22 protein-coding genes and 2 pseudogenes are annotated in these 25309 nt (G+C 58.4%); 22 read left to right on the top strand and 2 right to left on the bottom strand.

Annotated features, from left to right (window positions below; genetic code table 11):
• The first annotated feature begins 95 nt into the window (after positions 1-95).
• From MESCI2_RS0122240 to MESCI2_RS0122205, 9 genes and pseudogenes are all read left to right on the top strand, one after another.
• On the top strand, positions 96-356 hold the full coding sequence (locus MESCI2_RS0122240) for a helix-turn-helix transcriptional regulator (RefSeq protein WP_027038492.1): 261 nt from the start codon (positions 96-98) through the stop codon (positions 354-356).
• Complete coding sequence (locus tag MESCI2_RS0122235; RefSeq protein ID WP_027038491.1) at positions 353-901, top strand: S26 family signal peptidase; 549 nt, start codon at positions 353-355, stop codon at positions 899-901. The genes MESCI2_RS0122240 and MESCI2_RS0122235 overlap by 4 nt, the downstream gene beginning before the upstream one ends.
• The gene (locus MESCI2_RS0122230) at positions 889-1572 is read left to right on the top strand and encodes a lytic transglycosylase domain-containing protein (RefSeq protein WP_027038490.1); all 684 of its coding nucleotides are present in this window, start codon (positions 889-891) and stop codon (positions 1570-1572) included. The genes MESCI2_RS0122235 and MESCI2_RS0122230 overlap by 13 nt, the downstream gene beginning before the upstream one ends.
• Before the next feature lie 181 nt (positions 1573-1753).
• Positions 1754-3724: a relaxase/mobilization nuclease RlxS gene (gene rlxS, locus MESCI2_RS0122225; protein ID WP_027038489.1), complete on the top strand. Its 1971-nt coding sequence runs from the start codon at positions 1754-1756 to the stop codon at positions 3722-3724.
• Positions 3725-4148: 424 nt separating this feature from the next.
• On the top strand, positions 4149-5072 hold the full coding sequence (locus MESCI2_RS0122220; RefSeq protein ID WP_027038488.1) for an SMP-30/gluconolactonase/LRE family protein: 924 nt from the start codon (positions 4149-4151) through the stop codon (positions 5070-5072).
• Positions 5073-5878: 806 nt separating this feature from the next.
• Entirely contained in the window at positions 5879-6577 is a 699-nt protein-coding gene (locus MESCI2_RS0122215) for an FkbM family methyltransferase (protein ID WP_430981679.1), read from the top strand.
• Between the two features lie 148 nt (positions 6578-6725).
• Positions 6726-6921, top strand: a pseudogene (locus MESCI2_RS1000000138905) (transposase); the annotation flags it as partial.
• A gap of 511 nt (positions 6922-7432) precedes the next feature.
• A pseudogene (locus MESCI2_RS1000000138900) lies at positions 7433-7547 on the top strand (IS110 family transposase); the annotation flags it as partial.
• A gap of 129 nt (positions 7548-7676) precedes the next feature.
• Positions 7677-8063 carry a hypothetical protein gene (locus MESCI2_RS0122205; protein ID WP_027038485.1) on the top strand — a complete coding sequence of 129 codons (387 nt, stop codon included), beginning with the start codon at positions 7677-7679 and terminating at the stop codon, positions 8061-8063.
• Between the two features lie 396 nt (positions 8064-8459).
• On the opposite strand, the gene MESCI2_RS0122200 is transcribed toward MESCI2_RS0122205, so the two are convergent.
• Positions 8460-9743, bottom strand: coding sequence for a D-arabinono-1,4-lactone oxidase (locus MESCI2_RS0122200; protein WP_197031581.1), 1284 nt, complete (start codon positions 9741-9743; stop codon positions 8460-8462).
• A gap of 477 nt (positions 9744-10220) precedes the next feature.
• Here MESCI2_RS0122200 and MESCI2_RS0122195 point away from each other — a divergent pair, with 477 nt between their 5' ends.
• The 8 genes from MESCI2_RS0122195 to MESCI2_RS0122160 all read left to right on the top strand — a co-directional run bounded on the left by MESCI2_RS0122195 (position 10221) and on the right by MESCI2_RS0122160 (position 18780).
• Entirely contained in the window at positions 10221-11099 is an 879-nt protein-coding gene (locus MESCI2_RS0122195) for a carbohydrate ABC transporter permease (protein ID WP_081738843.1), read from the top strand.
• Between the two features lie 4 nt (positions 11100-11103).
• Complete coding sequence (locus tag MESCI2_RS01000000135095; RefSeq protein ID WP_050596629.1) at positions 11104-11928, top strand: carbohydrate ABC transporter permease; 825 nt, start codon at positions 11104-11106, stop codon at positions 11926-11928.
• 25 nt (positions 11929-11953) lie between these two features.
• Positions 11954-13255, top strand: coding sequence for an ABC transporter substrate-binding protein (locus tag MESCI2_RS0122185; protein ID WP_027038482.1), 1302 nt, complete (start codon positions 11954-11956; stop codon positions 13253-13255).
• Between the two features lie 78 nt (positions 13256-13333).
• A complete protein-coding gene (locus MESCI2_RS0122180; protein ID WP_032901196.1) occupies positions 13334-14809 on the top strand; it encodes a sulfatase family protein in 1476 nt (491 codons plus the stop codon).
• A gap of 152 nt (positions 14810-14961) precedes the next feature.
• Positions 14962-15759: a metallophosphoesterase gene (locus MESCI2_RS1000000137175; protein ID WP_197031580.1), complete on the top strand. Its 798-nt coding sequence runs from the start codon at positions 14962-14964 to the stop codon at positions 15757-15759.
• Positions 15756-16466 (top strand): HAD family hydrolase, encoded by a 711-nt coding sequence (locus MESCI2_RS01000000135085; RefSeq protein WP_050596627.1) that lies wholly within the window; start codon positions 15756-15758, stop codon positions 16464-16466. Before MESCI2_RS1000000137175 ends, MESCI2_RS01000000135085 begins: the two co-directional genes overlap by 4 nt.
• A gap of 406 nt (positions 16467-16872) precedes the next feature.
• Positions 16873-17778 (top strand): BadF/BadG/BcrA/BcrD ATPase family protein, encoded by a 906-nt coding sequence (locus MESCI2_RS1000000139300; RefSeq protein WP_027038480.1) that lies wholly within the window; start codon positions 16873-16875, stop codon positions 17776-17778.
• Positions 17779-17781: 3 nt separating this feature from the next.
• Positions 17782-18780 (top strand): SIS domain-containing protein, encoded by a 999-nt coding sequence (locus MESCI2_RS0122160; RefSeq protein WP_027038479.1) that lies wholly within the window; start codon positions 17782-17784, stop codon positions 18778-18780.
• A gap of 379 nt (positions 18781-19159) precedes the next feature.
• Here MESCI2_RS0122160 and MESCI2_RS01000000135080 read toward each other — a convergent pair whose 3' ends face one another.
• Positions 19160-19987: a MurR/RpiR family transcriptional regulator gene (locus MESCI2_RS01000000135080; protein WP_155936649.1), complete on the bottom strand. Its 828-nt coding sequence runs from the start codon at positions 19985-19987 to the stop codon at positions 19160-19162.
• 986 nt (positions 19988-20973) lie between these two features.
• Between MESCI2_RS01000000135080 and MESCI2_RS0122150 the strand changes: the two genes are divergently transcribed.
• From MESCI2_RS0122150 to MESCI2_RS1000000137165, 5 genes are all read left to right on the top strand, one after another.
• Positions 20974-22233 carry an NAD(P)/FAD-dependent oxidoreductase gene (locus tag MESCI2_RS0122150; RefSeq protein WP_027038478.1) on the top strand — a complete coding sequence of 420 codons (1260 nt, stop codon included), beginning with the start codon at positions 20974-20976 and terminating at the stop codon, positions 22231-22233.
• 40 nt (positions 22234-22273) lie between these two features.
• Entirely contained in the window at positions 22274-23353 is a 1080-nt protein-coding gene (locus MESCI2_RS0122145) for an ABC transporter ATP-binding protein (protein WP_027038477.1), read from the top strand.
• 201 nt (positions 23354-23554) lie between these two features.
• Entirely contained in the window at positions 23555-24793 is a 1239-nt protein-coding gene (locus MESCI2_RS0122140; RefSeq protein WP_027038476.1) for an ABC transporter substrate-binding protein, read from the top strand.
• 66 nt (positions 24794-24859) lie between these two features.
• Positions 24860-25078 carry a sugar ABC transporter permease gene (locus tag MESCI2_RS1000000138015; protein WP_155936648.1) on the top strand — a complete coding sequence of 73 codons (219 nt, stop codon included), beginning with the start codon at positions 24860-24862 and terminating at the stop codon, positions 25076-25078.
• Positions 25079-25130: 52 nt separating this feature from the next.
• Positions 25131-25309, top strand: a 179-nt coding sequence (locus MESCI2_RS1000000137165; protein ID WP_155936647.1) for a transposase, incomplete at its 3' end; no start/stop codon positions are given.

Raw genomic sequence — 25309 nt, 5'->3', positions numbered from 1 at the left:
CGGCGAAAACCCGCCCCCGGACTCTTCGCCCGTCCCGCAGGCGCCCTCGTTCGCCGATCCTCTCCATCGCTTCTCCATAAGCGACGAGGATCACCATGGACGACGAAAACGAACGCGCGGCCCGCGCCAAGAAGGGCAGCCCGTTTCTCAACACCGCGCAGGCCGCCTTCTATGTCGGGCTGTCCCTGCGCACCCTGGAAAAGATGCGGCTCAAGGGCGGCGGCCCGAAATTCCGCAAGCACGGCCGCTATGTCCGCTACCACATCGACGAACTCGACGAGTGGTCGAAAGGCCAACCGCTGGACCCTTTCGCCAACGCCGGCTCCGCGCCGGACGACGCGGGAGGCCGCTCATGAAGAGGCTTCCTTCCCTCCGTCTGATCGGCTCCGGCCTACGCCGCCTTCGCGCGCGCAAGACGATCGCCGCTGCCGCGATCGGGCTCGCCCTGATCGGCTTCGCCGGCCTCGCTCAACCAGCGCCATGGCTGGTCTGGAATGCCTCGGCCAGCGCGCCGATCGGCCTTTATCGCGTCGCAGCCGGCGCGCCGGCGCGAGGCGATCTCGTGCTCGTCCGCACGCCTGATTACGTGGCCTATCTGGCCGCCCAACGCGGCTACCTGCCGCGCAACATCCCGCTGGTCAAGCGGCTCGCAGCGCTCCCGACCGAGCATGTCTGCGCCTTCCATGATGCCATCATCATCGGCGGCGACATCGTCGCGCGCCGCCTCAAGACCGATGCCCAGGGCCGGCCGTTGCCATGGTGGAACGGCTGCCGAGCGCTTGACCGGAACGAGGTGTTCCTGCTCGGCAGCGACACCACTCGCTCCTTCGACAGCCGCTATTTCGGGCCGGTGCCGGCCGCGAATATCATCGGGAGGCTCGTGCCGCTATGGACCGAGTGACTCTCCTGCTCTTTGGCATGATCGCTGTCGCGCCATGCGCCTGCTCCGCCGCGACCGGTGCCCAACCGGTCGTCATCTCCCTAAGTCCGCATCTGCAAAGATGGCAGGGATTCATAGCCGAAGCAAGCCGGCGCTTCCATGTTCCGCAAGCCTGGATTGGCGCCGTCATCGATGCCGAAAGCAGCGGCAAGACGATGCTTGACGGCCGGCCGATCACCTCGCGCGCCGGCGCCATGGGCCTCATGCAGGTGATGCCCGGCACTTATGCACAGATGCGCGCGGCGCATGGCCTGGGGCCAAATCCGCACGACCCGCGCGACAACATCCTGGCCGGCACCGCCTATCTCAGCGCCATGTATGACCGCTTCGGATTCCCCGGCCTGTTTGCCGCCTACAATGCCGGCCCCGAGCGCTACGAAGCGCATCTCAAACGCGGCAAGCCGCTGCCGAAAGAAACGGTCGACTATCTCCAGCAGCTCAGGGCGGCGGGTGTTTCTGCCACCGACATGAAGGAATTGAAGGGCAAACCTGTCTCTCCAAAAACGCAAAGTGCCCCCTCCGGGCGCTCGCTGTTTTTCCTTCAAGATGGTGTTCGCGCCAGCGCGCGAGACGGCGATCTCTTCGTGCCGCTTGGCAAGGTCGGCGCGCGAGCGCAGGAGCCGGAGGGGTAGCGATGGTGCGGGCCGGACGCGTCCGAATGGGCAGGGCGCGGAAGGCAAGATAAAGGCACCGCCTCCACGAGGCGTGCAAGTGTCTGTCTGCACATCGTTTTTGCCGGAGGCTGCCTCCAGCATCAGGAGAGCAGGCGAGCGCAAGTGGCTGATTCGACTCCATTACACCCGGAGGCTGGGAATGCAGGATGACGAGTTCAGGCCGAAGCTTGGGAAAATAGGCTCCCGCGGCTCCAAGGCCGGCAAACGCTACGCTGGCCAGCTCCGTGCGGCCATCAACAGAGCCGGCGGCCGGCCGCGGGGCGGTGCGCGGTTCACCGGAAGCCGGGCAGGGCGCGGCGGGGCAGCGGCTGCGCTGCTGAAATCGCGCGATCGCTATGCTGGCTTCCGTCAGCGTCGCGTCGTCGTCAAGGCCCGCATCGTGAAGCTGGCCGGCAGGGGCGCGGTCGGAGCGCGTGCGCATCTGCGCTACATCCAGCGTGACGGCGTCACCAGGGAAGGCGCGCCTGGCGAGCTTTACGGTGCCGACAGCGACCGCATTGATGGTAAGGCGTTTGTCGATCGCGCGGATGGCGACCGACATCAGTTCCGCTTCATCGTCGCGCCAGAAGACGGCATCGAGTATGACGACCTCAAGCCGCTGACCCGTCGCCTCATGGCGCAGATGGAAGAGGACCTCGGCACGAGGCTTGACTGGGTTGCCGTGGACCATTTCAACACCGGCCATCCGCACACGCATATCATCGTCCGTGGCAAGGACGATCGGGGTGCGAATCTTGTGATCGCGCGCGACTACGTCGCCTCTGGTTTGCGCGAGCGCGCGGCCGAATTGGTAAGTCTCGATCTCGGTCCCCGCACCGACCGGCAGATCGAACAGCGCCTGCGTCAGGAAGTGGAGCAGGAACGCTTCACCAGCATCGACCGGCAGCTGCTGCGCATGCGCGACGATGACGGCGTTGTCTCGCCAGCCACCCGCGAGGCTTTTCGCCACACGCTGCACCAGGGCCGGCTGCGCAAGCTCGAGCGGATGGGCTTGGCACAAGAGGTCGGGTCGGGTCGCTGGCGCCTCGATGGCGAGCTCGAAGCCACGTTGCGCGGCATCGGCGAGCGCGGTGACATCTTCAAGACCATGCATCGCGAGCTGACAGGCAAGGGGCTCGCCCGCAGTGCCGCCGGCTGGGTGATCCATCATCGATCCGGTGAGCCGGCCCAGCGTGTCGTCGGCCGCGTTGTCGGGCGCGGGCTTGCCGACGAGATCGACGACCGTCATTACCTCATCGTCGACGGGGTGGATGGAAAAACCCGTTACATCGACATCGGCAAAGGTGAGGGCACCGAACCGACGCCCGACGGCTGCATCGTCCGGGTCACACCGAGGAACACCGAGCCCAGGCAGGTTGATCTGACGACGGCCGAGATCGCCGCCGCGCATGGCGGCCGTTACAACGTCGATATCCACCTGCGGCATGATCCGTCAGCGACCGAAAGCTTTGCCGCAACACATGTGCGCCGGCTGGAGGCGATCCGGCGCGCCACCCGGGCCGTCGAGCGCCAGCCGGACGGCACCTGGCTCATCGGGTCGGATCATCTCGATCGCGCATCCGAATACGAGCGGCTGCGGGCCAGGGCTGAACCTGTGGTCGTCGAGAAGCTCTCTTCATTGTCGGTGCAGCGCCAAGCTGGCTTCGACGGCGTGACCTGGACAGACCAAGAGCTGGTTTCCGACAAGCCGGAGCCCCTGCGCAACTCGGGCTTCGGCCGTGAGGTGCGTGAGGTGCAGATCCGCCGGGGGCAATGGCTGATCGTGCAAGGCCTGGCGCATGAAGAGCAGGGCAGGATGGTTTTCCGCGCGAACATGCTTTCCATCCTGCGCCAGCGCGAACTGAACCGTGTTGCCGGTCAGCTGTCAGACGAACTTGGGCTATCGTATTCCGAGGCCCGGTCTGGAGAACGAGTAGAGGGTACGCTCCGCCGCTCCGTCGAGCTTGCCAGCGGCCGATACGCTGTCATCGAGAAGTCGCGCGAGTTCACGCTCGTGCCATGGCGGCCAGTGCTTGATCGGCACATCGGCAAGGAGGTGTCCGGCACCATGCGCGGAGAGGGGATTTCATGGACTATCGGCCGACAGAGGAGTGGACCGAGTGTCTCGTGACATGAGTGCCGGGATCTTCGTCGGGACGTGACCGATCGATGCTCTGTCGAGAGGTGTCTGGCCGGCGGACCACTTTGGTGGTGACGGAAGTCCTGAAGAGCTAAGCGACCTACAAATGCAATTGCCCGCCAAGCGGGGCGGAGCTTGCCATTGACCCGGCAGATCGCGACGCCCGGACAACCGATGGTGGACGCATGGCAACTACAATCCGGTCTTGGCGGCCGCGGCCCGCCGAATCAGAACGACATCCCGGGAGGGCAGTCGCCAACGCCGAGCGACAATCGTACCGCTGCAAGGTTCTGCTCACAAACCGGCATGCAAATTGCGGATGAAGGCCTAGCAGCGCGAGTCCTCCTCAAGGCCAAGTCTCGAAAACAGGGGACCGCGACGGCTGTCGATAAGCTGATGTCGTGGAGAAGCAGCCATGTTCGGAGACATTGAAGGCGCCGGATTCGAAGTTCTGGACGAGCGTTTCGAGCGCAGTTTCGTCGGCCATGCGACGGTCGAGCGGCTGTGGACGGGCGGCCGCTGGCTTGAGGGCCCCGCCTGGTTTGCCGCTGGCCGCTACTTGCTGTTCTCGGACATCCCGAACGATCGAATCATGCGCTACGACGACACCAATGGCGTAGTCTCGATCTTCCGCGCGCCGTCCGACAACGCCAATGGGAACACAGTCGACCCGCAGGGGCGGCTGGTAACCTGCGAGCATCGGACACGGCGCGTCACGCGCACCGAGCACGACGGCTCGATCACGGTGATCGCCGATCGTTTCGAAGGCAAGCGGCTGAACTCACCCAACGACGTTGTGGTTCGCTCGGACGGCACCATCTGGTTTTCCGATCCGTCCTACGGCATCGCCACGGATTATGAGGGCGACCGCGCCGAGCAGGAGATCGAGGGCTGCCATGTCTACCGCACTGATCCCGCAACCGGTGAGGTGGTGTGCGTCGTCGCGACGATGGCGAAGCCCAACGGACTTGCCTTCTCGCCGGACGAGACCATGCTCTATGTGAGCGACACCGGCGCCACGCATGAGAAGGACGGGCCAAGGCACATCCGCAAGTTCGCTGTCGAGGGCAGCAGTCTGCGCGAGCTCGGCGTTTTCGCGACATGCACGGCCGGCCTGTTCGACGGGTTCAGGGTGGACACGGCTGGCCGTGTCTGGGCTGCGGCAGGCGACGGCATCCATTGCTTCGATCCCGACGGCACGCTGATCGGCAAGATCCGCATCCCCGAGACTGTGGCCAACCTCACCTTCGGCGGCCCCAAGCGCAATCGCCTGTTCATCACGGCGCGACAGTCGCTCTATGCCGTCTTTGTGGTCGCCAATCCGGCAGCGCAACCCTAGGCTCGTCTCCCGGCCATGCGGGCAAGCTTGGCTACGCATGACTGCGGGACGAGGTCGATCCGGCTGCCGGCGCAGACGATCACGCGCTGTGAGCGAGGAGCGCTTCAGATGCCATGTTTACCGGGCATATGGGCCTGGCTCGTTGTTGAACAGGGAGCGGCGCTGTCCAGCCGCGCGAACGCGGTCGCCAGCGAATCGTCAAAATAGTCGTCCGGCGGCATGCTGAGTGCCGATACCCTAGCTATAGCTAGTCCCCAGCAGATCGGCGTGTCGCGAGATGTAGCTCTCCAAGTTGACGCTTTGGGTCCGGCGGGCCTCGAAGCAATCGCCGCGTAGGTGGACCAGCGCCTTGTGGCACGCCGCCGAAATCCGATGGGCGCTGCGGACCTGCGATTCCTGGTGAACCGCGGAAAGCCTCCGACGTGATGCTGCAAAAGTCTCGAAGGGACGCTGACGGCCGAAGCATCCTTCGCTCACTCAGTCACAGGCGACTGGCAGATGTGTATCCACCGCGCGCATGCGTTCCATCAAGACAATCGATTTTACCAATTCTGGATAATGGGGGATGTGAATACGTCGACCGGGGAAACAGGTCTCCTAAGGAGTGCGAGATGCCTCCCCTGACTGCCCCCGTTCCTTAGGAAGACTTATGAACCCGGCCGACACCGCAGGACTCGAAAGCAATCCAAGTCGCCCGGTGTCAGCCCTAGGTTCCGCGCGGTCTACACCCTCTAGGGCTGACGACATTCAAGGCGCTGAGGACGAGTTCAATGGAAATATTCCGGCCTTCCAAGGAGACCTTTCCAATGTCCATGCAGCGGCTCTGGCAAGAGCTTCTGGAGCGTGTGCGCGAACCGGTGTCGTCGTTGAAGTTACATCGGCAGATTGTTTCCCTCCTTCAAAAGCCCAATCCGGTGATCCTCGACATCGGCTGCAATGACGGGACTGATACGCGACGTTTTCTCAGGCTTTGCCCAAGAGCTCAGCTCTACTGCTTTGAGCCCGACCCTCGAGCGGCTGCCCGCTTTAAGAAGTACATGGAGCTCTACCTGGACAAGGTGAGGCTGTTCGAGATCGCGATCAGTAGCCGGAACGGCAGTGTCGATTTCCATCCAAGCAACGGAGACGGAAGCGCCAAGGAATGGGACCGATCTGGCTCGATACGCCGACCCAAGAATCACCTTGTCGAACATGATTGGGTCAGGTTCGATCATCCCATACCGGTTGAAACGCGAAGGCTTGACGACTGGTGCAGCGAAGCCAATCTGAACAAGATCGATTTCATCTGGATGGATGTGCAGGGGGCCGAGTCAGATGTCATCGCTGGGGCCACACGGACCTTGAGCAACACACGGTTCCTTTATACGGAATATAGCGACCAAGAGCTCTATGAAGGGCAGCTGTCCCTGCAGGCCATCCTTGATCTTTTGCCTTCGTTCGAAGTGGTGACCTGCTATCCTCGCGGAGTGGAGGGAGATGTATTGCTTAGGAACACGAGTCTCTAGAACGGGCCTGTTCCGCTTCTGATCGGCGCCAGCTCTCGATCCTCTACTAGGTCGTCAACCGATAAACAGGGAAGCGAGTTTGTGCGGCGGCTATGCTCTGCGCCTGATTGTTACGCAGACGGTGCGCACGACTCTGGGCACGGTCAGCATTGCCTCCGGTGCCTCTTGCGAGGTGTCCGTCCCCCCGCCCGAGAAGCCGTGCGGCGTGCCTCGCATTGACGACCGCCGCGTGCTGAGCGGTCTTTTCTGGGTGCTAGAGTCAGGTGCGCCGTGGCGCGCTCTGTCGGAACGTTATGGCGCGCGCACCACCTTTTATCCCCTTGGTGCGATGGCGAAAGGCAGGGCCTCGGCTAAACGCCATACCGCCGCGCGCAGGGTGACATTCAGATGATCCACAGCACCTCCGTCCGCGCCCCTCAGCAGACCGCGACGGCGAACAGGCGGGTGCAGATCATTGTCACGGCCGATCAGGCGGCGGCTCACGGCCAAGGTCCATGTCGTCGATCCGGCGTGGCGGCTGGACAGACGCATGACGGGCACCATCGGCCGGGGCAGCGGTATCATCCTTTACTAGATCGACGAATTAACTGCGCCAGTTGATTGGCGTCACGCGGGCGCGCTTTTGCAGGCTTTCAAGATGGTTTGCGCTTCCGCCTATTTCCAGACGGAAATGGGCGAAAGCGCCTATTGTGATCGGAGCGGAATCTCGAACATGGGTGATTGCGGAACGAGTCGCTCTGAAGCCGGAAGCGGTCACATATTGAAAAGCGGCTGATTGTTCCCCGACAGGGTGGAAGTACGGGCGCAGGCTGGAGGCCGGACCCGGATCTAACGGAGAACAACAATGAGCGGTCGCCGGCGGCCAAGCGGATGGAATTCGAGACCGGACGCTTCGGTGTGGTTTTATCATTCCTCGAGCGCCGAAGGACTTCCGGCGATCTGCGTCGATGCCCGACGGCGACACGCCGCCTCGCTCCGGCGCGGAAAATGTCGCCCTGAGCAAAACCGCGGCGTTTTTTGGCTGCATGAACGGCTGGTGTGTGGATAATCAGCGCTGGCGGCTTGCCGATTGCGCCGGCCGGCGCGCACTCTGGCAGCCATGGTGGCGGAGCATGTTGAATTGGCGTTGTTTGAGCAGTCGCTCGGCAATATTGAGGGGCTCAATCGACCGTTCTACGATCGCGTGGCTGACGCTGCGGAAAAAACCGCAGGGTCGCTTCTGTTCGATGTTCGCGTCGACGGCGATCCCTGCGTTCAGCGGATGGCCGCGATTGGATATGGCGTAACCGGCACAGCCATCATCGTGATGGAGAAGAACGGACACCTCAGAGCCGAATCAATAAACGGAGATACCGCTCTTTTGGTGGCAGAACTGGCAGCCTGGAATGCGTCTCCGCTGAGTGAGCAAGCAACGGTTGACCACTGCGGAACGGCCAGCAAGCTGCTGGCGAAGCTCCGTAGCTCAGGTCACTTCGGCCGTCTCTAGCTCGGCCAGCGCTGCTTCTTAACGGGCGGCCAAATCACTCCTCGGCTCAAATGGGAGGATCGCTTACCCCCCTGTTGAACCCAGACTATGGTGAGCTCATCACCGCTGATCCGATGCGGTACCCTGCGTCTGCGGCTGCGACGCTTCGAAGAGTCTAGCCCGAGTGGCTGACTTTTAGCTGGAGGCCTCCTATCCGAAGACGGGAGGCTCCTATGCGACCCGTCCATCAACGTCTAGCGGCTCGATCATTCAATTGGTCAAGGTAGCAACCTGACAGCGCATTCGCCTGGGCCGGGGACGCTTATTAGGCGCGGCCGCGCCGCGTGTCCGTGTTCGCACAACACGCACTGATTAGGTGCTTGAGCATTGCAGACTGTGCGAGGGGAATGCCGCCATTTAGGCGAACCGTTCTCTCAAGTACTCGTTGAGGAATATCCCCTTAGGATCAAAGGCTTCTCTTTGTTTTACAAAGTCGCCATATCTTGGATAGAGCGCTTCGATGTGAGCGCGGTCGAGTGAATTGAGTTTTCCCCAATGCGGGCGGCCCTTCACCGAAGAAAATATCGCCTCGCAATCGCGGATGAAGGGCCAATAATCTTCGCCCGCCGCACCTGATACAGAGATCATAGCCGTCTTCATAAGGTAGTAAGGGCTCAGCAAAATTTCATCGGCCGCAACCGTTCTGTACTCAACGGGAAATATCTGGTCAGGGTATTTCGTCTGAATCAGTCTACGAATTTCGCGCAGGACGTTCGGTCCTTCCTCGTAGGGTACCGCATACTCGCATTCATTGTGATTAGGCATGGGGATGGAGCCTGGAAAAATCCGGTAGCTGGGGCCGATTCGTTCGCCGGGGTTCTCTGCGACCGACTCTGGCTGCGCCGTTGTTACGTTGAGAGTTCGGATTTCACAGACGTCCGAATTTTTGCTCGTCACGCCAAACGTGGAGGTATCGGGCAGGCTGTACAGGGAGGCTGAATGTTCCGTCGGACACCAGAAAATTCGGGCGCTACGATTGGCGCTGCACAAATCCTCCAGATGGGACATGCAATCCTCGAAGTCTTCTCTCCAAATTTTGTCGTGTAAATCAAACGCTGGCTGGAGCCTCATCGTGATTGCAAGGATGACCCCAGCCATTCCCATTGAAACAGCAGCAGCCTGCAACGCCGTGGCATTTGAAACATTATTCAATTCGACAATGGATCCGTCTCCGATCGCTAGCCGCATTCCTACAATGGGTCCCGCAAGGCACTGCAGGGTGTCGCCGCTACCGTGCGTTCCGGTAGAGACCGCGCCGCTAATGGTCTGAAGATCTATGTCGCCCTGGTTTGGCAGAGCCCATCCTGCTGCTCGCAGTTCCGGACCAATGTCACAAATTCGCGTGCCTCCGCGCATTGTCACAAGGCCGGTAGAGGGGTCTATCGATTCAATTCCGCTCAATCGTTCTGCCGAGATAAGCACGCCGTCTGTTGGCACGATCGGCGTGTAGGAGTGCCCGGTGCCCACGACGCGGACCGTCAGCTTCGCGGCTGCCGCAGCTTTGATTGTCTGGCAAACGTCTGAATCGGTGCTTGGCATCACAAAATGCTTTGCCCGCCGCACCTGGTTGCTTACCCAATTTCGCCAAATGAGGCTTGGTCCCAAGTCGGCTCCGCCGGGTATGAACTGCTCAGAAGCCAAGACGCTGATCTCCTCCACGGGGTTTAAAAGGCGTTCCATCTATGACCGATATCATCATTCCATTCGCTGCGGAAGATGAAGATTTTCATCCGAACTACGCGCCTGAGCCTTCTGCGTCATGCTCACTCGTCTCTGGGGCGACCCGCCGCTCCGGATGAGTAACAGTGCAGGGTTCGTGGGTTTGTCCTCTCCCGAGGCCTGCGTCCCATCGCCCCCAGTGCCAAGCCACTGACCCGCGCGGCATGGCTCACAATTGCGCTTTCCCGAGAAGGCAGAGGGCCTCAAGGCAGCGTTCGAATAGATCGTCCGAAAGAACCAGCGCCGATACGTCTTAAAAAAATTTCCATCAACATTGACATATAATATGAAACTTGTCATCATTCTAGCATTGGCTCTCGTTCCCGCCTAGCGTCATCGGCTGCTGGCTAGAAACGCTCGCTCCCCGCGCGGGAAACAAGGTAGGAGGAGTCCGGGGCAATGGCATCCCGCCGGCTGAACGAACGCTGGGCCCTCATTGCGCCCGCGATAGCAATGCTATGCGCTGCGACTTTCATTCCGATCGCAGCTGTACTCGTGCTTTCGACCTTGCACTACGATATCGCGTTTCCGGACAAAATAAGCTTTGTCGGGCTCGATAACTTTAAAAGGCTGATTTCGGACAGCCGCTTTTTGAACTCCGTTGCGGTGACGCTGGTGTTAGTCGTCATCCCGGTCGGACTGCAATTACTGTGCGGGCTCGGCTTGGCGATAGCTCTGAAAGAAAAGCTCATCGCAACACGATGGATGCGGGCAGCCTTTCTGCTTCCGTCGGTTGTGCCGCCGGCGGTTGGCGGAATTCTTTGGAAGCTGTTCTTGATTCCTGGTGTGGGGGGCTTGTCCTATCTGGCGAGTCTGTCGGGTGTACATCTCCAAGCGGATCTCCTGGGCAGCAGGGCATCGGCCCTAGCCGCCGTCATCTTGGTATCGGTCTGGTTCGGAGTGCCAATTGTCGCTCTGCTGCTCCTGTCGTCTTTGGAATCGATTCCCGACGACATTTATGAAGCGGCAAGCATCGACGGGGCCAGTTGGCTCCAGGCGCAGTGGTGCATTTCCATACCCCTCGTCCTGCCCGCTATGGGGACGGTCGCGGTCTTTCAGGCCCTAGAGGTCTTAGGAATATTCCCGGTCATTTTCGTATTAACTGGCGGCGGACCCGCGGGAGCAACAGAGCCCCTAAACTATTACGCTTTCCTGACTGGGTTCACGTATCTGGACTTCGACTATTCAGCTGCTCTCCTGGTAGTCTTCACGTGTACGCTCGTATGTGCGTGCTTCTGGTCAATTCGCCGAATATCGGCCGGCCGGGTGGGGAGCTAGACCCATGCGTCACAATCTAGCGCGCTACGTATATGGCTACGCCGTGTGTTTCGCTTTTGCGGTATTTTTGTTCAGCCCGATATTGTGGACGCTATCGACCTCGATGAAGCGCCCGATCGAGATGTTCCAATGGCCGCCTGTAATCGTAGGTGAGCCGTCCGGCCAGCACTATGCGGCAATCATTGCGGACAAGGAATTCTCCTCAGCGTTGATCAATTCCATAATCGTCTCGATGAGCACTGTCGTACTCACAATGACCCTATCGATCCCAGCCGCTTTTGGAATTTCGCACCTGCAAAAGAAGGCCATGCGCAGGCTATTAACTCTGGTGTTGTTGTTACGGGCTGCGCCTGGAATGATTTATATAATCCCGTACTTCCTTCTATTTCGTGAGATTCACCTTATCGATACAAGGCTAGGCCTGATAATCATCAACACCATGTTCGCCACGCCGTTGGCTATATGGTATTTGTCGTCATTTTTCGATCAGGTGCCGCGCGAAGTTGAGGAAGCTGCGATCATGGACGGCGCGTCCATGGTGCAAACGATGGTGCTTATCTCAATACCAGTAGCCAGGTCCGGGATTGCGGCAACAGGGATACTCATCTTCATCGGCTCATGGAATGAATTTCTGTTCGCGCTCACGCTGACGCGTGACGAGGCAAAGACAGCAGCCGTAGCCATTCTGAACTTTATGCCATTTGAGGGGACGGATTGGGGCCGGGCCGCCGCCGCATGCGTCCTTATGTTGGCTCCGATCGTGATCTTCGTGCCATTCATAAAGAAATACATGGCCGGTCCGACGACAATAGGAGCGGTCAAAGGGTAATGCCTCTAAAGAACAGGAGATATCCATGAAGTGCCTGGGGTTAGCTATTCTCGCAATAAGTGTTGCGTTTGCTGGCGGAGCATCTGCTCAGCAACGCTTTGATGGCGTCAAAATAAAGGTTCTTTCCACAAACTCAGCCTATGACCTCGAGCTGCAGAAATTTGCTCACGAGTTTACGGAAAAGACCGGCGCGGAAGTCCAGTTTAATCTCTTCGGTTACGCGCCAACCGTCCAAAAGGTTTCGGTTGAGCTGTTGACCCGCTCAAACAGCTATGACGTCGTGTACCTCGGTAGCGAAGAATTCGGGCGGTACGCTTCGGGAAACATCCTTGAGCCTCTGGACGGTTACATCGATGTGAAGAGTGCCGATGTTCAGGACTTCATAGCTCCGGTTTTGCGACTTTATAGCATGGACGGTAAGCAGTATGCCTTGCCGCATTTTGCGGCCACCCAGATAATGTATTATCGCCCTGATCTGTTGGATAAGGCCGGCATAAAAGGTCCGCCGCAGACCTGGGAGGAATTTCGGAACGATTGTGCTCTGCTGACCAAGGCTGGCATTGCATGCACAACGCTGCGAGGACAGCCGGACACGGGGGAGAATATCTGGTTCTGGGGCCAGGTTCTGTATGGCTTCGGCGGCAGCTATTTCGCCAAGGAGCCGACGGATCTGACACCAACGGTGAATTCGCCGGCCGCGCTTGATGCCCTCAAATGGTACACCGACACGATGACGAACTTCACCCTGCCTGGCAGCGCCTCAGCGACATTTGACGACGTCGTGATTGCCATGCAGCAGGGCCGTATTGCAATGACGGTGGAAGGCGCTCCCACTGCCGGCCGTATCCTCGACCCGGAGCTTTCAAAGGTCGTGGGTAAGCTTGGTTTCGCCTTGCCGCCTGCCGGACCGAGCGGAAGGTTTCCGCCGTTTGCAGGTCAGGCCTATGTGATCCCAGCTGCCTCGGAAAACAAGGCGGCCGCGGCGGCCTTCATTCAATGGGCGACGAGCGCAGATGTCATGAAGCGCATCTCGCTTGATAGCACATTCGTCGCGATTACGAGGCAGTCGTTGTGGAAAGACAAGGAAGTGCTTGGCAAACACGACTACAATTACGGCCATGGCTCTTTCGCCGCGACATATGCTGAGACGCTCAAGGGGGCGCCCGAGTGGTATTATCCTCGAATTTCTGAATTCAAGGAGATTGGCGATCGGCTCGGTCGTGCGTTGCAAGAGGCGGTTGTCGGCAGCAAGAGTCCGAAAGCTGCCTTGGATGATGCGCAGGCTGACGTGGAGGGCATCATGAAGCGGGCAGGGTACCTTAAATAGCAATCCACGCATCGGTGGCGCGCCCGGCGCGCGCCACCGCCGTTCCAGGATAGCCGACCGTTGCGTCAGGGGAATGAGTTGAGCGCTTTTAATATTTTGTGGGTATGTAGTGATCAGCAGCGGTGGGACACACTGCAGTGCCTGGGGTTCAAAGGCACCAGTACCCCCAGCATTGACCGCTTGGCTGCGATGGGAACTGTATTTCGTCGTGCGTATTGCCAAAGTCCCATCTGCACGCCAAGCCGAACCAGTTTCCTGACCGGCTCATATCCGATTGCACACCAGGTTCATCAAAATGGTGCTGGTGCATTTCCTCCACATCTCGTTTTGCTGCCGAAGCTTATGGCGGACGCCGGATACTACACAGGCCATATCGGAAAGCTGCATCTGTCTGCCACGCGCGGTATGATAGAGAAGCGTCCCGACGACGGGTATGCCGAGTTCTATTGGAGCCCCGAGCCACTGCCCGAATGGTCGGGAAACCATGATTATCACGCCTGGATGTGGTCAAAGGGCGTCGATCCCGAGGCCTATTACAAACCGTATTTGGACCAGCACTATGGGCCAGGTCCCGCCGCAGAGTATCGGCAGACCCGCTGGGCCGGCGATCGAGCTGAGCGTTTTATCCAGATGCATGCTGCCCGTAGCTGGTATTTGGCCATAAACATCGACGCCCCTCATCCGCCCTTCAATCCCCCAATCGAGTACCTGCAGCGGTTCAACCCTGCCGATATGCCGGATCCCGCGTTCAAGCCGGTCGATCTTGAACACAACAAGAAATTCGCAAGGGTCGATCAGCAAGCGAAATGCGCTGTAGACCCGTGGCGGGCGGCGACAGAGGATGGTGAGAGGGGGCACAATGAATCGGCCGGTCCAACCCATGAGGCGCCGCCCACCAGTTTCAACATTTGGAAGATGAGAGCAGCTTACCACGCCGAGGTGGCGCAAGTGGATGATCTGGTGGGCCGCATATTGGACGCTCTGACGGAAACCAGGCAACTGGATCGCACCATAATCGTCTTCACGAGCGACCACGGTGACATGATGGGGGACCATGGTCTCCTCTACAAGGGCTGCCGCTTCTATGAGGGAGTCGTTCATGTGCCACTGCTTATCTATGTCCCTGGCAACCCAGCCGGAGCAAAATCGAATGCACTGGTCGAGCTTGTTGATCTAGCGCCTACGCTGCTTACGCTAACTGGCCTTGAAGTGCCAAAGAGCATGCAGGGGCTATCTCTCGATCAGATGCTGCTCGGAAAGCGCTCGCTTGAAAAGCACAAACCCTTCGTCGTCAGCGAATACTACAACTCCCTCCGTTTTCGGGGAAGCCAAGGCTCACGTGCATCGATGTACTTCGACGGCCAGTACAAGCTTAACGTATATCATGACGCCGGGATAGGAGAGTTGTTCGACCATAATACCGATCCCAATGAGCATTATGATCTTTGGGACAGCAGCGATCATATTGAGTTGAAAGCGGAGCTCTTGCTAAACAGCTTTTCCGCGATGATGGTTAGAAGCGGCGCGGGGCCAGAGAGAATTCAAGACTACTAACGCTCGCGCCGCCCCGATAGCTTTTCTTGGTAGTCACTGGGCGGGCCTTGTCCCGATTCAGAGGCGACCAGCGTCGCCAAGACCCTCAAATAGCTCATCGCTGCCAAACAAACGTTGCATCTTTGATGCAGCGCTCAACCTTAGAGCTTATCGTGAAGATCATTCAGCTGTCGGATATACACTTGGTCGCAGGCGATGGAGAGCTATTTGGGCTTCATCCCGCACGTCGGCTGTTGAAGTGTCTCAAGCATATCGAGGCACATCATGGCGATGCCGAGCTAGTCGTTTTCACCGGCGACCTGGTGCACGATGGAGACCCTTTGGCTTATCTTGCACTGAAAGAGATCGTCGCGCACTTTTCGCTGCCAATTAGATTGCTTCTTGGCAATCATGACCACCGCGAAAATTTTCGCGGCGTGTTTCCTGGATGTGAGGTTGACGAAAACGGTTTTGTGCAAAGTAGCTTTGACAAGGATGGCGTTCGCTGCATTTTCCTCGATACCCACGTGCCTGACGAAGGATATGGATTGCTGTGCAGCGCACGACTCGAGTGGTTGCGCAGCTGTGTGTCAGCTGCTGGTGATAAGCGTCTCTTGATTTTTATGCACCATGCGCCAGAAGGAACCGGTTTTGGAGTTCCCGGATTTTCAGACATTGCGTTTGTGGATCCGGAAAGCTTCTGGAATGCTGTTGCCGCGGGACACGTCCTCCAAATCTTCGCCGGTCATTATCATCTACCGGTGAACGCGGTGGTGAATGGGCACCCGATAGTGGTCTCACGAGGTACTTCGCATCAAATTGTTCTCGATCTGGCAAATTTCCGTCGCCCCGAGTTCGTCGATGCCGAGCCCACGTACAACGTAATTCTTGTCGGCGGCGACAGCGTTTGCGTGCACGAATGGAGTTTTCTGAATGAGAGCACCATCGTCAGGCCGCATATGCCCAAATGACGCAACTGACACGAGCGGCCAATGGCACGCACCCCACCCGATCTTTTGATCTTGTGATCTTCGATTGCGATGGTGTGCTCGTGGAAAGCGAATGGCTGGAAGGCGAGTTGTTGACGGAAAGCCTCAGGGGGGAGGGCATTGAAATCACTGTCGATGAGGCGGTTTGCCGGTTTGCGGGACGCCAGCTGGCCGATATTTCATCCAACATTGCACGGGAACTCGGCATCCGCCTTGAATCAGAGTTCTGGTCTCGGTTCCTTGGTCGTCTGGAAGCAGCACTGCGCGAAAAATTGAAGCCGGTGCCCGGGGTCATTGAACTGCTGGGTAATTTGGAGCTGCCATTTTGCGTGGCCTCCAACAGCCCCCGCGACCGGTTGATTGTAAAATTGCGTGCCGCAAATCTTCTGCCCTTCATCGGCACACGGTTCGTTTCCGCCGAGGACGTCGTCTACCCTAAGCCTGCACCGCATCTGTTTTTGTTTGCCGCGGAGCTGATGGGAACCAGGCCGGAGCGCTGTCTGGTTGTCGAGGACAGCTTTTCAGGGCTGAAAGCTGCCAGTGCCGCAGGGATGCAAGCGGTAAAGTTTCTCGGCGGACGTCATTGCACCCCTCAATATATCGCCAAACTCTCTGGCGTGCCGGTGTTTGGTACGGCCTGCAATGGCGCTGAGCTTTTGAGCATTTTGACCTCTTGCAACGCTGCATGAGCTGCAAACGAGCCGCATCCTGATCAGGTGGTGTATTACAGTTGGCACGGGCGCCGTTCAGCATCGGCCGTCTCGCCTTCAGCTCTCATCATGCAACGCTGGTTCCGAAGAAGTTCGGCCCGACGCCCTCGACGAGGGATGGCTTAGCGGCCGTCCAGCCGAAGCGGCAATAAGCTTCTCGAGGTAGTGAGCGCCCCAAGCCAGGCGCCGGCGTCGGAGAGCCACTCACGTGCGGTTGGGTCATTGGCTTGATGCCCCAGTGGCGCCGCTAGCTTGCGCACTCCTCATGCTTGAATTTCAATCATGGCTTAGTTGAATTCGACCGGCGATAAAAATTCCCTTCTCATTATAATCACAAGATGGTAAAAATCATCATATGCGAACCAGTGCACGGTGCGGTGTGTGAATGTTGGTCCCAATTGGCATCGATGTCGGCGGTACCAAGACGCATATGCGAGTCAGCCCTAGGTCATCTCAGGCCAGGGACTTGATCTTGCCCAGTGCCGATTGGCGGCCCGCGGGCTCATCTCATTCCGTGAAGGGCCTGGCCGACCTCCTCATCCATTTTCTGGACGGAGACCTGCCGTCTGCAATCGTAATCGGCGCTCATGGTTGTGACGATGATTTGGAATGCAGTCAATTTCGTGCGCAATTCGAGGCGTTTTTTGATTGCCCGATAATGGTCGTCAACGATGCCGAATTGTTCGGACCAGCCATGGGATTTCACAATTGCATAGGCGTTGTAGCCGGGACAGGGTCGATTGCAGTTTCTCGCGACGGCCTTGGCCGCATGCAGGTCGCTGGCGGATGGGGCTGGATAATTGGCGATGAGGGAAGTGCGCCAGGATTGGTGCGAGAAGCGGCGAAAGCTGCTCGATTGCACATCGATCGGGGCGGCTCCTGTGCGGAACCGCTAGTGGCGATTCTGTGCAGCGCATTCCAACTCGACCGACCTACCCACTTGGGCACGGCGCTTGCTGAAGAAGGTAGTGCTGCAGATCTGGGCCGGCACGCTCCGCGGGTCTTTGAAGCCGCGGAGGCCGGCTCAACATTGGCGAGGCGAGTGATTGACGAGGGTGCGGCTGCGTTGGCGCAACTTGTCCGGCATCTCAACTTATCGGGCGTCGGTGTCGAGAACGTTGTGGCTGGCGGTGCAGTCATCTTGGGCCAGAGACTGCTGGCGACAGCATTCCTGCGAGAGATGAGGGCTCGATTTGACCAGAATATTTCCGTCCGTTTTTTGGACCGTGCCCCGGTCGAGGGCGCTTGCCATATAGCCGAAAAACTCTCTTTCACTTGCACAGGGAAATGATGCATGTCTTATAGGTCAACCATCTCACGTCAGCCTAAGCAGTTCTCGCATATTAGCGAAGTGGTAAGCGCCCAATTGCGCAATTTTGACTGCGCTCCCTTCAGGGAAGGCTCCTTGGTTCTCACAGGAATTGGTGCCAGCTACGAGGCGGCGGTTGTCGTAGCTGGTGAACTTCAACGTCGTGGCAAGAGGGCCGCTCCGTGGCGCGCCGTCGACCTAATGGAGCCCGGCAACCCGGGCGACGCCATCATTGCTTTTTCAGCCGGCGGTAGAAGCATCGAGCCGATCTCGGCTATCCGATCCCATGCGAACTTGCCATCCGTGGCAATAACCAGCGAAGGAAATGATCCTCTTTCGCGCACCGCGTCCGCGAGCCTACGATTTGAATGCGGACCAGATGCTCTTCCCTCGGCTACTGGCTACACAGGCTCAGTCATGGCGGGCGGATTGCTCGTCGACGCGCTATGCGACGGCGGGGAGTTCGATTGGAAAGACATGCCGTCGATCGCCGCAGACGTATTGGATAGCTCTTCCAAAAAAATGCAAGCCGCTCTGGAGATATTTCGGAACCGCCGCGCAATCGATAGTGTTGGAGCTTTATCCGGTTTTGGCACTGCGGGAGAAGCCTGCCTGCTGCTGCGTGAGGCAGCAAGAATCCCCACCGGCAGAGAGGACACCTTACACTATTTGCACGGCCCTATGGAATCGATGGACGAAAAAACCGGTGTGGTCATCTTCGGTGACGCCAGAGAAATCAAATTAGCTCACGACCTGGCGGAGATCGGCTGCTCAGTACTGTTGGTGACCGCCGATAATGCGGTGGACGATCGGCGCAACCTTGTCGTGGTCAAAGTTCCAGATCTCAAGAATCGGGCGGCGCGCTCAATCGTCGACATTTTGCCGGCGCAATTGCTGGCCGCCGAACTGTCCGATGCGGCGGGCCTGACAGACACGCCATTTCGGTATTCGCAGTCTGATACAAAGGTACTTGAGGCTCTCTAGCGGAACCGTCGTTGAACGCTTGTGGAGCTCCTTCCACTCGTTGCTGGCAGGCTGGCTCGCGTCGATGAATTTTCGTCGCCAAGGACTGGCTGTCCGATGAAACGCCAGTGAAGACACGCCGTCAGGGCTGCGCCCGATATGGCAGCATGCAAGTGCGCGTTCGCACTGGGGCAGAGCCGCGATCGAGTCTCAAACATTGGCCCCGCGATAGAGGCTGAATGATTGGCACTTGCGACGGCTCCGCACTGTCGCTCGTTTTCTCGCGCGAGGTAAGCAATGGTGTTGCTGGATTTTGAGCATAGGTATCGAACGGACCTGAAGTCAAAAGCAGCACTCGGGACGTTCCCGACGGAGCGCTGCGGACCGGGACCAAGATGCGTCAATAGCTTTTGTCGATTGTCGCTTCTGCGGTAGCTTGCATGGAGATGCCAGCCTGCTTCGAGGTCTTGGCAATCATGGACGTAAGCAAGTCAAGAATGAGATATTGCCCAGCCGTGCGCAGGAAGAAGCCTCTCATTATTGGCGTGTCGGATGAAGCTGATGCCAGCACAGCGTTGGCGTGCGCTACTATCGGGCTCCGGATGTGGCTGGTGATGGCAATCGTGAAAGCGCCAGTCGCCTTTGCGGCAACGATCGCGTTAATCGTCTCTTTAGTTGATCCGGACTCGGAAATGGCAATTGCGACCTGCTTGGGCCCAAGCCCGACCGCACTCATGATTGCCAGGTGAGGGTCGTCAAGAACGCGTGATATGAGACCCAAGCGTGTGAAGGAGTAATGTGCATAGCGCGCAACGCTTGCCGATCCCGCAACGCCGTATAGATCAATGCTTGTTGCCTTGACTATGTGTTTTGCTGCGGAGGAAAGCTGCGACCGGTCGAGCAAGTCGCCGGTGCGTGTTAGAGCGGTTATCACCTCCGAAAGTGCATCTTCGACAATATCTCCCGAGGGAGTGCGAACCTCCTTTGCCCGCCCGCTCGACAGTTCGATGCCGAGAGCCAACTTAAAGCGCTGGAAGCTTGTGAAGCCGATATCCCGACAGAAACGCAAAACGCTTGCTTCGCTGGCGCCCGCACCATCCGCGACCTCCGTAATCGTCTGGTTTACGACGACGGACGGATCCTTGAGAACATACTCTCCGATGCGAAGGAGCGCGGGGCTAAGGCTTGGTTGAGATGAGCGAAGCCGGGCAATGACGTTTTCCTGCATAATGACCACCCCACCCTAATCTTAGATCGAATCAAGCGGCAATTCACCAAAGGTGGCTGACATATTGAAAATTTTCAGCAGGAACGCCAACCCCAAGCTAAGATTTTTTCCGCTGCTCCGCAATTGCTGCACTGTCGACCTCGCACCTCGCCTCAACACCGGAACTACGTTCGACGCTGGCCGGTAGCTGTGAGCGATAGGGTGCCTTGGCCTGTTTCGTCTCGGTTAAGATTGATCGCGTGTTGTCGAAGCCGCGCCCGCCGGTTGCGGGGGAGGGGCACGTGGGCGGTTAGTTCGCACTTCCCCACCGCATGGCACCCACACTGCATCGTCGCCTCAACGTGTGCGATAGTGATGGCGCACGCTGCTCGGACGGAAGGTGCCCGCTTCGCGCTTTCTCGCCCGGACACTTGCTTGATGTGCCTGACCCGCCGGGATCGCGAGGACACGTGGCGCCGGCGCCGCCCCTTTAGCATCAAAGACAACCGACCAGGCTACGGCATCTGGCGCGACGGCAACTTGGTTCGCGAGCGCGAGTTCGCCGATATTGCCCGCATCGTTGCGCAATCGCAGAGGCGTTTGTTAGGGAGCGAACCAGCACAGCGATCACGCCGCATCGTAGGGCGGATCGGGCTCTGATGCCGGCAAGACTCGCGGGAGAGAAAAAAACCAGCATCACCTATTGCAAAAGTGATGAAAAAAGGCTTCAATATTTAGGTGAGCCGTTTTCATGAGTTGCCTTACCAGAGTTGTTCCCAACAAGACGAATTGGCTTTGCCACCACCATATGTTCCATGGCGCATCCTCCCCAGCGTCAGAGCCGGCCGGGTCACGGCCGGCTCGCCTTTTGACTAAGACGGGAAGCTCAACATGCTGATCCCGAGAAAAAATGATCGAGAAATGGGCTCGCTGGCCGAGACCGGCGTGGCATTCAATATGCGCACGAATGCGCCGTTTCAGCGTCGATAGAGAATGCAGGTGACGCGATGGATACCAGGGACGTTGTAATCGTCGGCGGCGGCATTTTCGGATGCGCGATCGCGTGGCATCTACAAGAGCGGGGTGTCACAGACATAAGCTTAATCGAACGAGACGGCCTCTTCAGTGGGACGAGTTCCGCAGCGGCCGGGTTCATTTCGATCTGGGCTGTTTCTGCCGCAACTCAAGGCGCCGAGGAAGCGCGCCTCGAGCGATATGGCCTGGAGTTCTACGCGGCACTACACGCCAGGAACGAGATCGACTTCCGGCAGAACGGCCTCTTGTGGGTGGCCGGGAATGAGGTCTCCTGGTCTCATATGCAGTCGATGGTCGCACATCCTGAGGAGCCATCAACTCATCGCCTCGACCCGGTTCAGGTTCAAGAGATTACGGGCGGCGTGGTGCCCGCGGGTCGCATACTTGGGGGCGTCCTGCAGCCGACAGCTGGACAGCTGTCGGCGTCGAAAGTAGGCCCGGCAATGGCTGAAGAGTTGAGCCGCGGAGGTCTGCGAGTCGATGCCCATTGTTCAGTGCTCAGTCTGGTCGTGCGGCAGGGAAGGGTAGTCGGCGTAGAGACTTCGGTCGGATACATCGCGACAGAACGGGTGGTCATCGCAGCCGGGGCTTGGAGCAATGCGCTGCTTGAGCCGCACGGGATCTATTTGCCTATGGTGCCGCATGTGGCGACCCGATTGATGACGAGGCCCTTGGAAATTCCTGTGTCTATGCCGGCGCTCTTTCTGACGGGAATTGCACCCGACGGCCAAAGCGGCAACGTGTTGTGGGTGCGCCAGCACGAAGGTGGGTTGGTTTTTGGTGGCATGTACACGGCCTACCCACGCGACATGTTTGTTGAAACCACAGTGCCAGCTCGCTTTGACGATGTGCCCATTGACGGCGCTCTGGAAGTGCAACGTCGAGCCGACCTCGCCCTTCCTATGCTGCCTGCGTTCTCGCGCAGGTCTGGGCTAAAGGTGAAGCAGGGCGTGCCCCTTTATACGCCGGACCGTCGGCTTCTGGCAGGGGCGGTTCCTGGTATCGATGGCCTCTATGTGGCTTCGGGCGACAATGAATTCGGCATGACCCATGGCCCGGGGCTCGGCAGAGCAATGGCAGAGCACATTACAGGACACGCCGGAGAGCCATGGGTGGGCTTGGAGCAATGGCGGATGGACCGGTTCGGAAAACGATACAGCAACGCCGCGCAGGTCCAGCACGACGTGGAAAAAATGCTTCGCGAGAGCAATGATGGATTTACCCTGACTTGAAATGTCCTTGCGGCCGTGCCGCAATTGATGAGGAGCATGCATGGTCGATGTGTCGCTTAGAGGACTAAGTAAGTCATTTGGCTCGCACCCTGTTGTTCATGGCGTCGATTTGGATATTCAAGATGGAGAGTTTGTCGTCTTGGTCGGTCCGTCCGGTTGCGGGAAGAGTACGATCCTGAGAATGGTCGCAGGTCTGGAAGATATTACAGCTGGTGAGCTGATCCTGGGCGGCATCATGGCAAACGACCTCAGCCCAAAGGACCGCAATCTGGCAATGGTCTTCCAGGATTACGCACTTTATCCGAACATGACCGTTGCCTCCAACATTGGCTTCGGTCTGAAGATGAACAAGGTCCCGGCTGAAGCTCGGGAGAGGCGCATACGCGAGATCGCTCAGCTCCTTCAGTTATCCGACTATCTTGAGCGCAAACCGCGCGCGCTCTCGGGCGGGCAGCGGCAGCGAGTGGCGATGGGCAGGGCGTTGGCACGCAGTGCGCAACTATTTCTGTTTGACGAACCACTTTCAAACCTGGACGCCCAACTTCGAACCGAGGTCCGCACGCAGATCAAAATCCTGCACCAAAAACTTGGTATGACGTCGATTTTTGTGACCCATGACCAGACTGAAGCGATGACCTTGGCCGACAAGATTGTCTGTCTTCACGGGGGTAAGATCGCGCAAACCGGAACGCCAGAAGAGCTTTACAATGAGCCGAAAAATCTCTTCGTTGCATCGTTCATCGGATCCCCTCAGATTAACATCATCGAAGCTGAATTGGATGGCGATATTCTGACCTTGAGCGATGGACAAACATTAAGCTTGGCCCAGAAACCTATCGCTAAATCGTCGAAAAGAAGGGTTTTAGTCGGCATTAGGCCCGAGGACATTACCGACGAAAGTCGCATAGGCACCATCAACAAATCCAAAGGGCTGAGGGTCGATTATCTCATTTCGGAGACGCTCGGTTCAGACACATTCATAATAGGCCAGTTGGGCGGTGCTCGAGTCACAGCACGTTGCGCCCCGACGGTGAGGCATATGCCCGGTTCGCCAGTCTTCCTGCATGCCAATGCGGAGCGCTTGCACCTGTTCGATCCTGAAACAGGGCGGCGCATGTGAGTTTCTTCCGAGCCCGGTCAGCGAGGCTCTTGTCATTCGGTGCCGAAAACATAGGCGCTACAGTTTAACACAAGACAGGTGAGAACAGTCGTCTTCTCGTAAGCCCTTGATGTCTCGCTTGCCGCAGCTGGGCACTAGCGATCGATTATCTCCGGCCATTCTGAAAGACATGAAACTTACACAATATATGAAGGGAAAGTCATGACGCTTTTCAAATCGCTGGTGAGCGCATCGGTGCTTGCATGCCTAATTAGCACCTCCGTTGCTGCCGAAGAAATAAACCTGTTTCTTATCCCGAGCCCGTCCTCTACCGCAATCCAGTCGTTTATTCCGGAATTTGAACGCAAAACAGGCATAACGGTGAACGTCACGGAGGTACCATACGGGGAGGCACATCAGAAGCTGCTGCTGTCCGTCCAATTGCACCAGGGGCAATACGACATTGCACAATTCGACAACTCGTTTCTTGCTGCATTCGGAGCCGCTGGAGTCATGGCTCCGCTGGACGACCACTTGGCGACTTCCTCCGTGTACGACATCGGTGACTTCGCGGTAGGGCAGCAAGATTACGGAAAATATGACGGAAAGACGCTCGGGCTGACGCTTTCTACCGAGCCGATGATCCAATGGTACCGCACAGACATCTACGCCGAACTCGGCCTGAAGCCAGCCACCACTTGGGCAGAGTTCGAGTCTAATGCCAAAGCTGTCAAAGAGGCCGGCAAAGGCGACGGCGCGATGTTCGGCTGGGGACCCAACGCAAGTTGGTGGTGGATGACCCTTGTGTGGAGTTTTGGAGGCCACCTGTACGACGAACAGTTGCGCCCCACGGTCAACACTGCTGAAGCTGTCACTGCGACGCGCTATTTCAAGGAAATGTTGGCCTACGGTCCGGCTGGAGGCATCTCCGCCACCGGCGATGACGTTGCCAACAAGTTCCTGTCAACCAACGTCGGAGCGATGATACAATATTCGGGCTATTGGGGCATGGCGCTGGATCCAGCGAACAGCCAACACGTAGGGAAAATTGGCACCGCCAAGATGCCCATGGGCTCCGTCGACGTGACCCACCTTGCCGGCTGGAATATTGGCATTCCCAGCGACGCCAGGGATCCGGACGCAGCGTGGAAGTTCCTTGAGTTTGTCCTTGGGAAGCCGAATGCCAGGGCTTATCTGTTGGCCGGTGCTGCTGCAATCGGCCGTAAATCAGTGACCAACGATGCCGAGCTTTTGGCGATTCACCCATACTTGCCGCTTCTGAACATACCCGCCAGCTCCAGAATCGAGCGTCTCCCGCAACTTCGAGTGTGGCCGGAAATGGAAAAGGCGATCCTCGACGCCTTGCCGCCGATGCTCGATGGCAGCACGGATATCCAAGGTGGCCTGGATGCGCTCAACGAGAAACTAAAGCCCATACTTGCCCAGGAAAAGGCGCCGTAATGGCCTCTTTGACCCGCGACCGCTGTCGCCAGCCGTTAGTGTGGAAGCAGATGGGAGGCGCGGCCAGTGAGTGAGTCTACAAGACGCCGTTCGGCGGAATTTCTGGTCGCGCCGAGTTGGGTGCTGCTGCTCGCAGTTTTTGCTGCTCCAATTCTTGCAGCATTGTATCTGTCGTTCCGAAACGAAACGCTGGGAGCTTTTTCTGCCCCGCAATTTGTCGGCTTCGGGAACTACATCGCGGCCCTTTGGGATCCGCGTATGCATACGACGAAGGCCGCCTACTGACGCGTACCTTGAGGCGTTAGTGTCCGCTTAGATTTAAGTGGACGCTTGGCGAATGAAGTATCTGGCTATGGAGCAGCCGTCGACGTTGGAAGCGAGCACGGCCGCGGCTGTGCCGCAGCCGCCGGATGCGGGCCGACAGCGGACGCGCCGCTCCTGGACGGTCGAGCAGAAGCTGGCGATTGTGCGTGAGGTGCAGGAGTCCGGTGATCCGGTGTCGGTTGTGGCGCGACG

Source organism: Mesorhizobium ciceri WSM4083 (genome assembly GCF_000519305.1).
GTDB lineage: Bacteria > Pseudomonadota > Alphaproteobacteria > Rhizobiales > Rhizobiaceae > Mesorhizobium > Mesorhizobium ciceri_B.
The sequence above is the reverse complement of the archived record's forward strand: the minus strand, read 5'-3'. Positions and strand labels throughout refer to the sequence as shown.

Bases quoted from the DNA above. Each gene is read 5' to 3' on its own strand.
- MESCI2_RS0122150 (WP_027038478.1), top strand. From the start codon at position 20,974: ATGGATACCAGGGACGTTGTAATCGTCGGCGGCGGCATTTTCGGATGC.
- MESCI2_RS01000000135085 (WP_050596627.1), top strand. From the start codon at position 15,756: ATGACGCAACTGACACGAGCGGCCAATGGCACGCACCCCACCCGATCT.
- MESCI2_RS0122195 (WP_081738843.1), top strand. From the start codon at position 10,221: ATGGCATCCCGCCGGCTGAACGAACGCTGGGCCCTCATTGCGCCCGCG.
- MESCI2_RS0122230 (WP_027038490.1), top strand. From the start codon at position 889: ATGGACCGAGTGACTCTCCTGCTCTTTGGCATGATCGCTGTCGCGCCA.
- MESCI2_RS0122185 (WP_027038482.1), top strand. From the start codon at position 11,954: ATGAAGTGCCTGGGGTTAGCTATTCTCGCAATAAGTGTTGCGTTTGCT.
- MESCI2_RS1000000139300 (WP_027038480.1), top strand. From the start codon at position 16,873: ATGTTGGTCCCAATTGGCATCGATGTCGGCGGTACCAAGACGCATATG.
- rlxS (WP_027038489.1), top strand. From the start codon at position 1,754: ATGCAGGATGACGAGTTCAGGCCGAAGCTTGGGAAAATAGGCTCCCGC.
- MESCI2_RS0122240 (WP_027038492.1), top strand. From the start codon at position 96: ATGGACGACGAAAACGAACGCGCGGCCCGCGCCAAGAAGGGCAGCCCG.
- MESCI2_RS0122205 (WP_027038485.1), top strand. From the start codon at position 7,677: ATGGTGGCGGAGCATGTTGAATTGGCGTTGTTTGAGCAGTCGCTCGGC.
- MESCI2_RS0122160 (WP_027038479.1), top strand. From the start codon at position 17,782: ATGTCTTATAGGTCAACCATCTCACGTCAGCCTAAGCAGTTCTCGCAT.
- MESCI2_RS01000000135095 (WP_050596629.1), top strand. From the start codon at position 11,104: ATGCGTCACAATCTAGCGCGCTACGTATATGGCTACGCCGTGTGTTTC.
- MESCI2_RS0122235 (WP_027038491.1), top strand. From the start codon at position 353: ATGAAGAGGCTTCCTTCCCTCCGTCTGATCGGCTCCGGCCTACGCCGC.
- MESCI2_RS0122220 (WP_027038488.1), top strand. From the start codon at position 4,149: ATGTTCGGAGACATTGAAGGCGCCGGATTCGAAGTTCTGGACGAGCGT.
- MESCI2_RS0122140 (WP_027038476.1), top strand. From the start codon at position 23,555: ATGACGCTTTTCAAATCGCTGGTGAGCGCATCGGTGCTTGCATGCCTA.
- MESCI2_RS0122215 (WP_430981679.1), top strand. From the start codon at position 5,879: ATGTCCATGCAGCGGCTCTGGCAAGAGCTTCTGGAGCGTGTGCGCGAA.
- MESCI2_RS0122145 (WP_027038477.1), top strand. From the start codon at position 22,274: ATGGTCGATGTGTCGCTTAGAGGACTAAGTAAGTCATTTGGCTCGCAC.
- MESCI2_RS01000000135080 (WP_155936649.1), bottom strand. From the start codon at position 19,987: ATGCAGGAAAACGTCATTGCCCGGCTTCGCTCATCTCAACCAAGCCTT.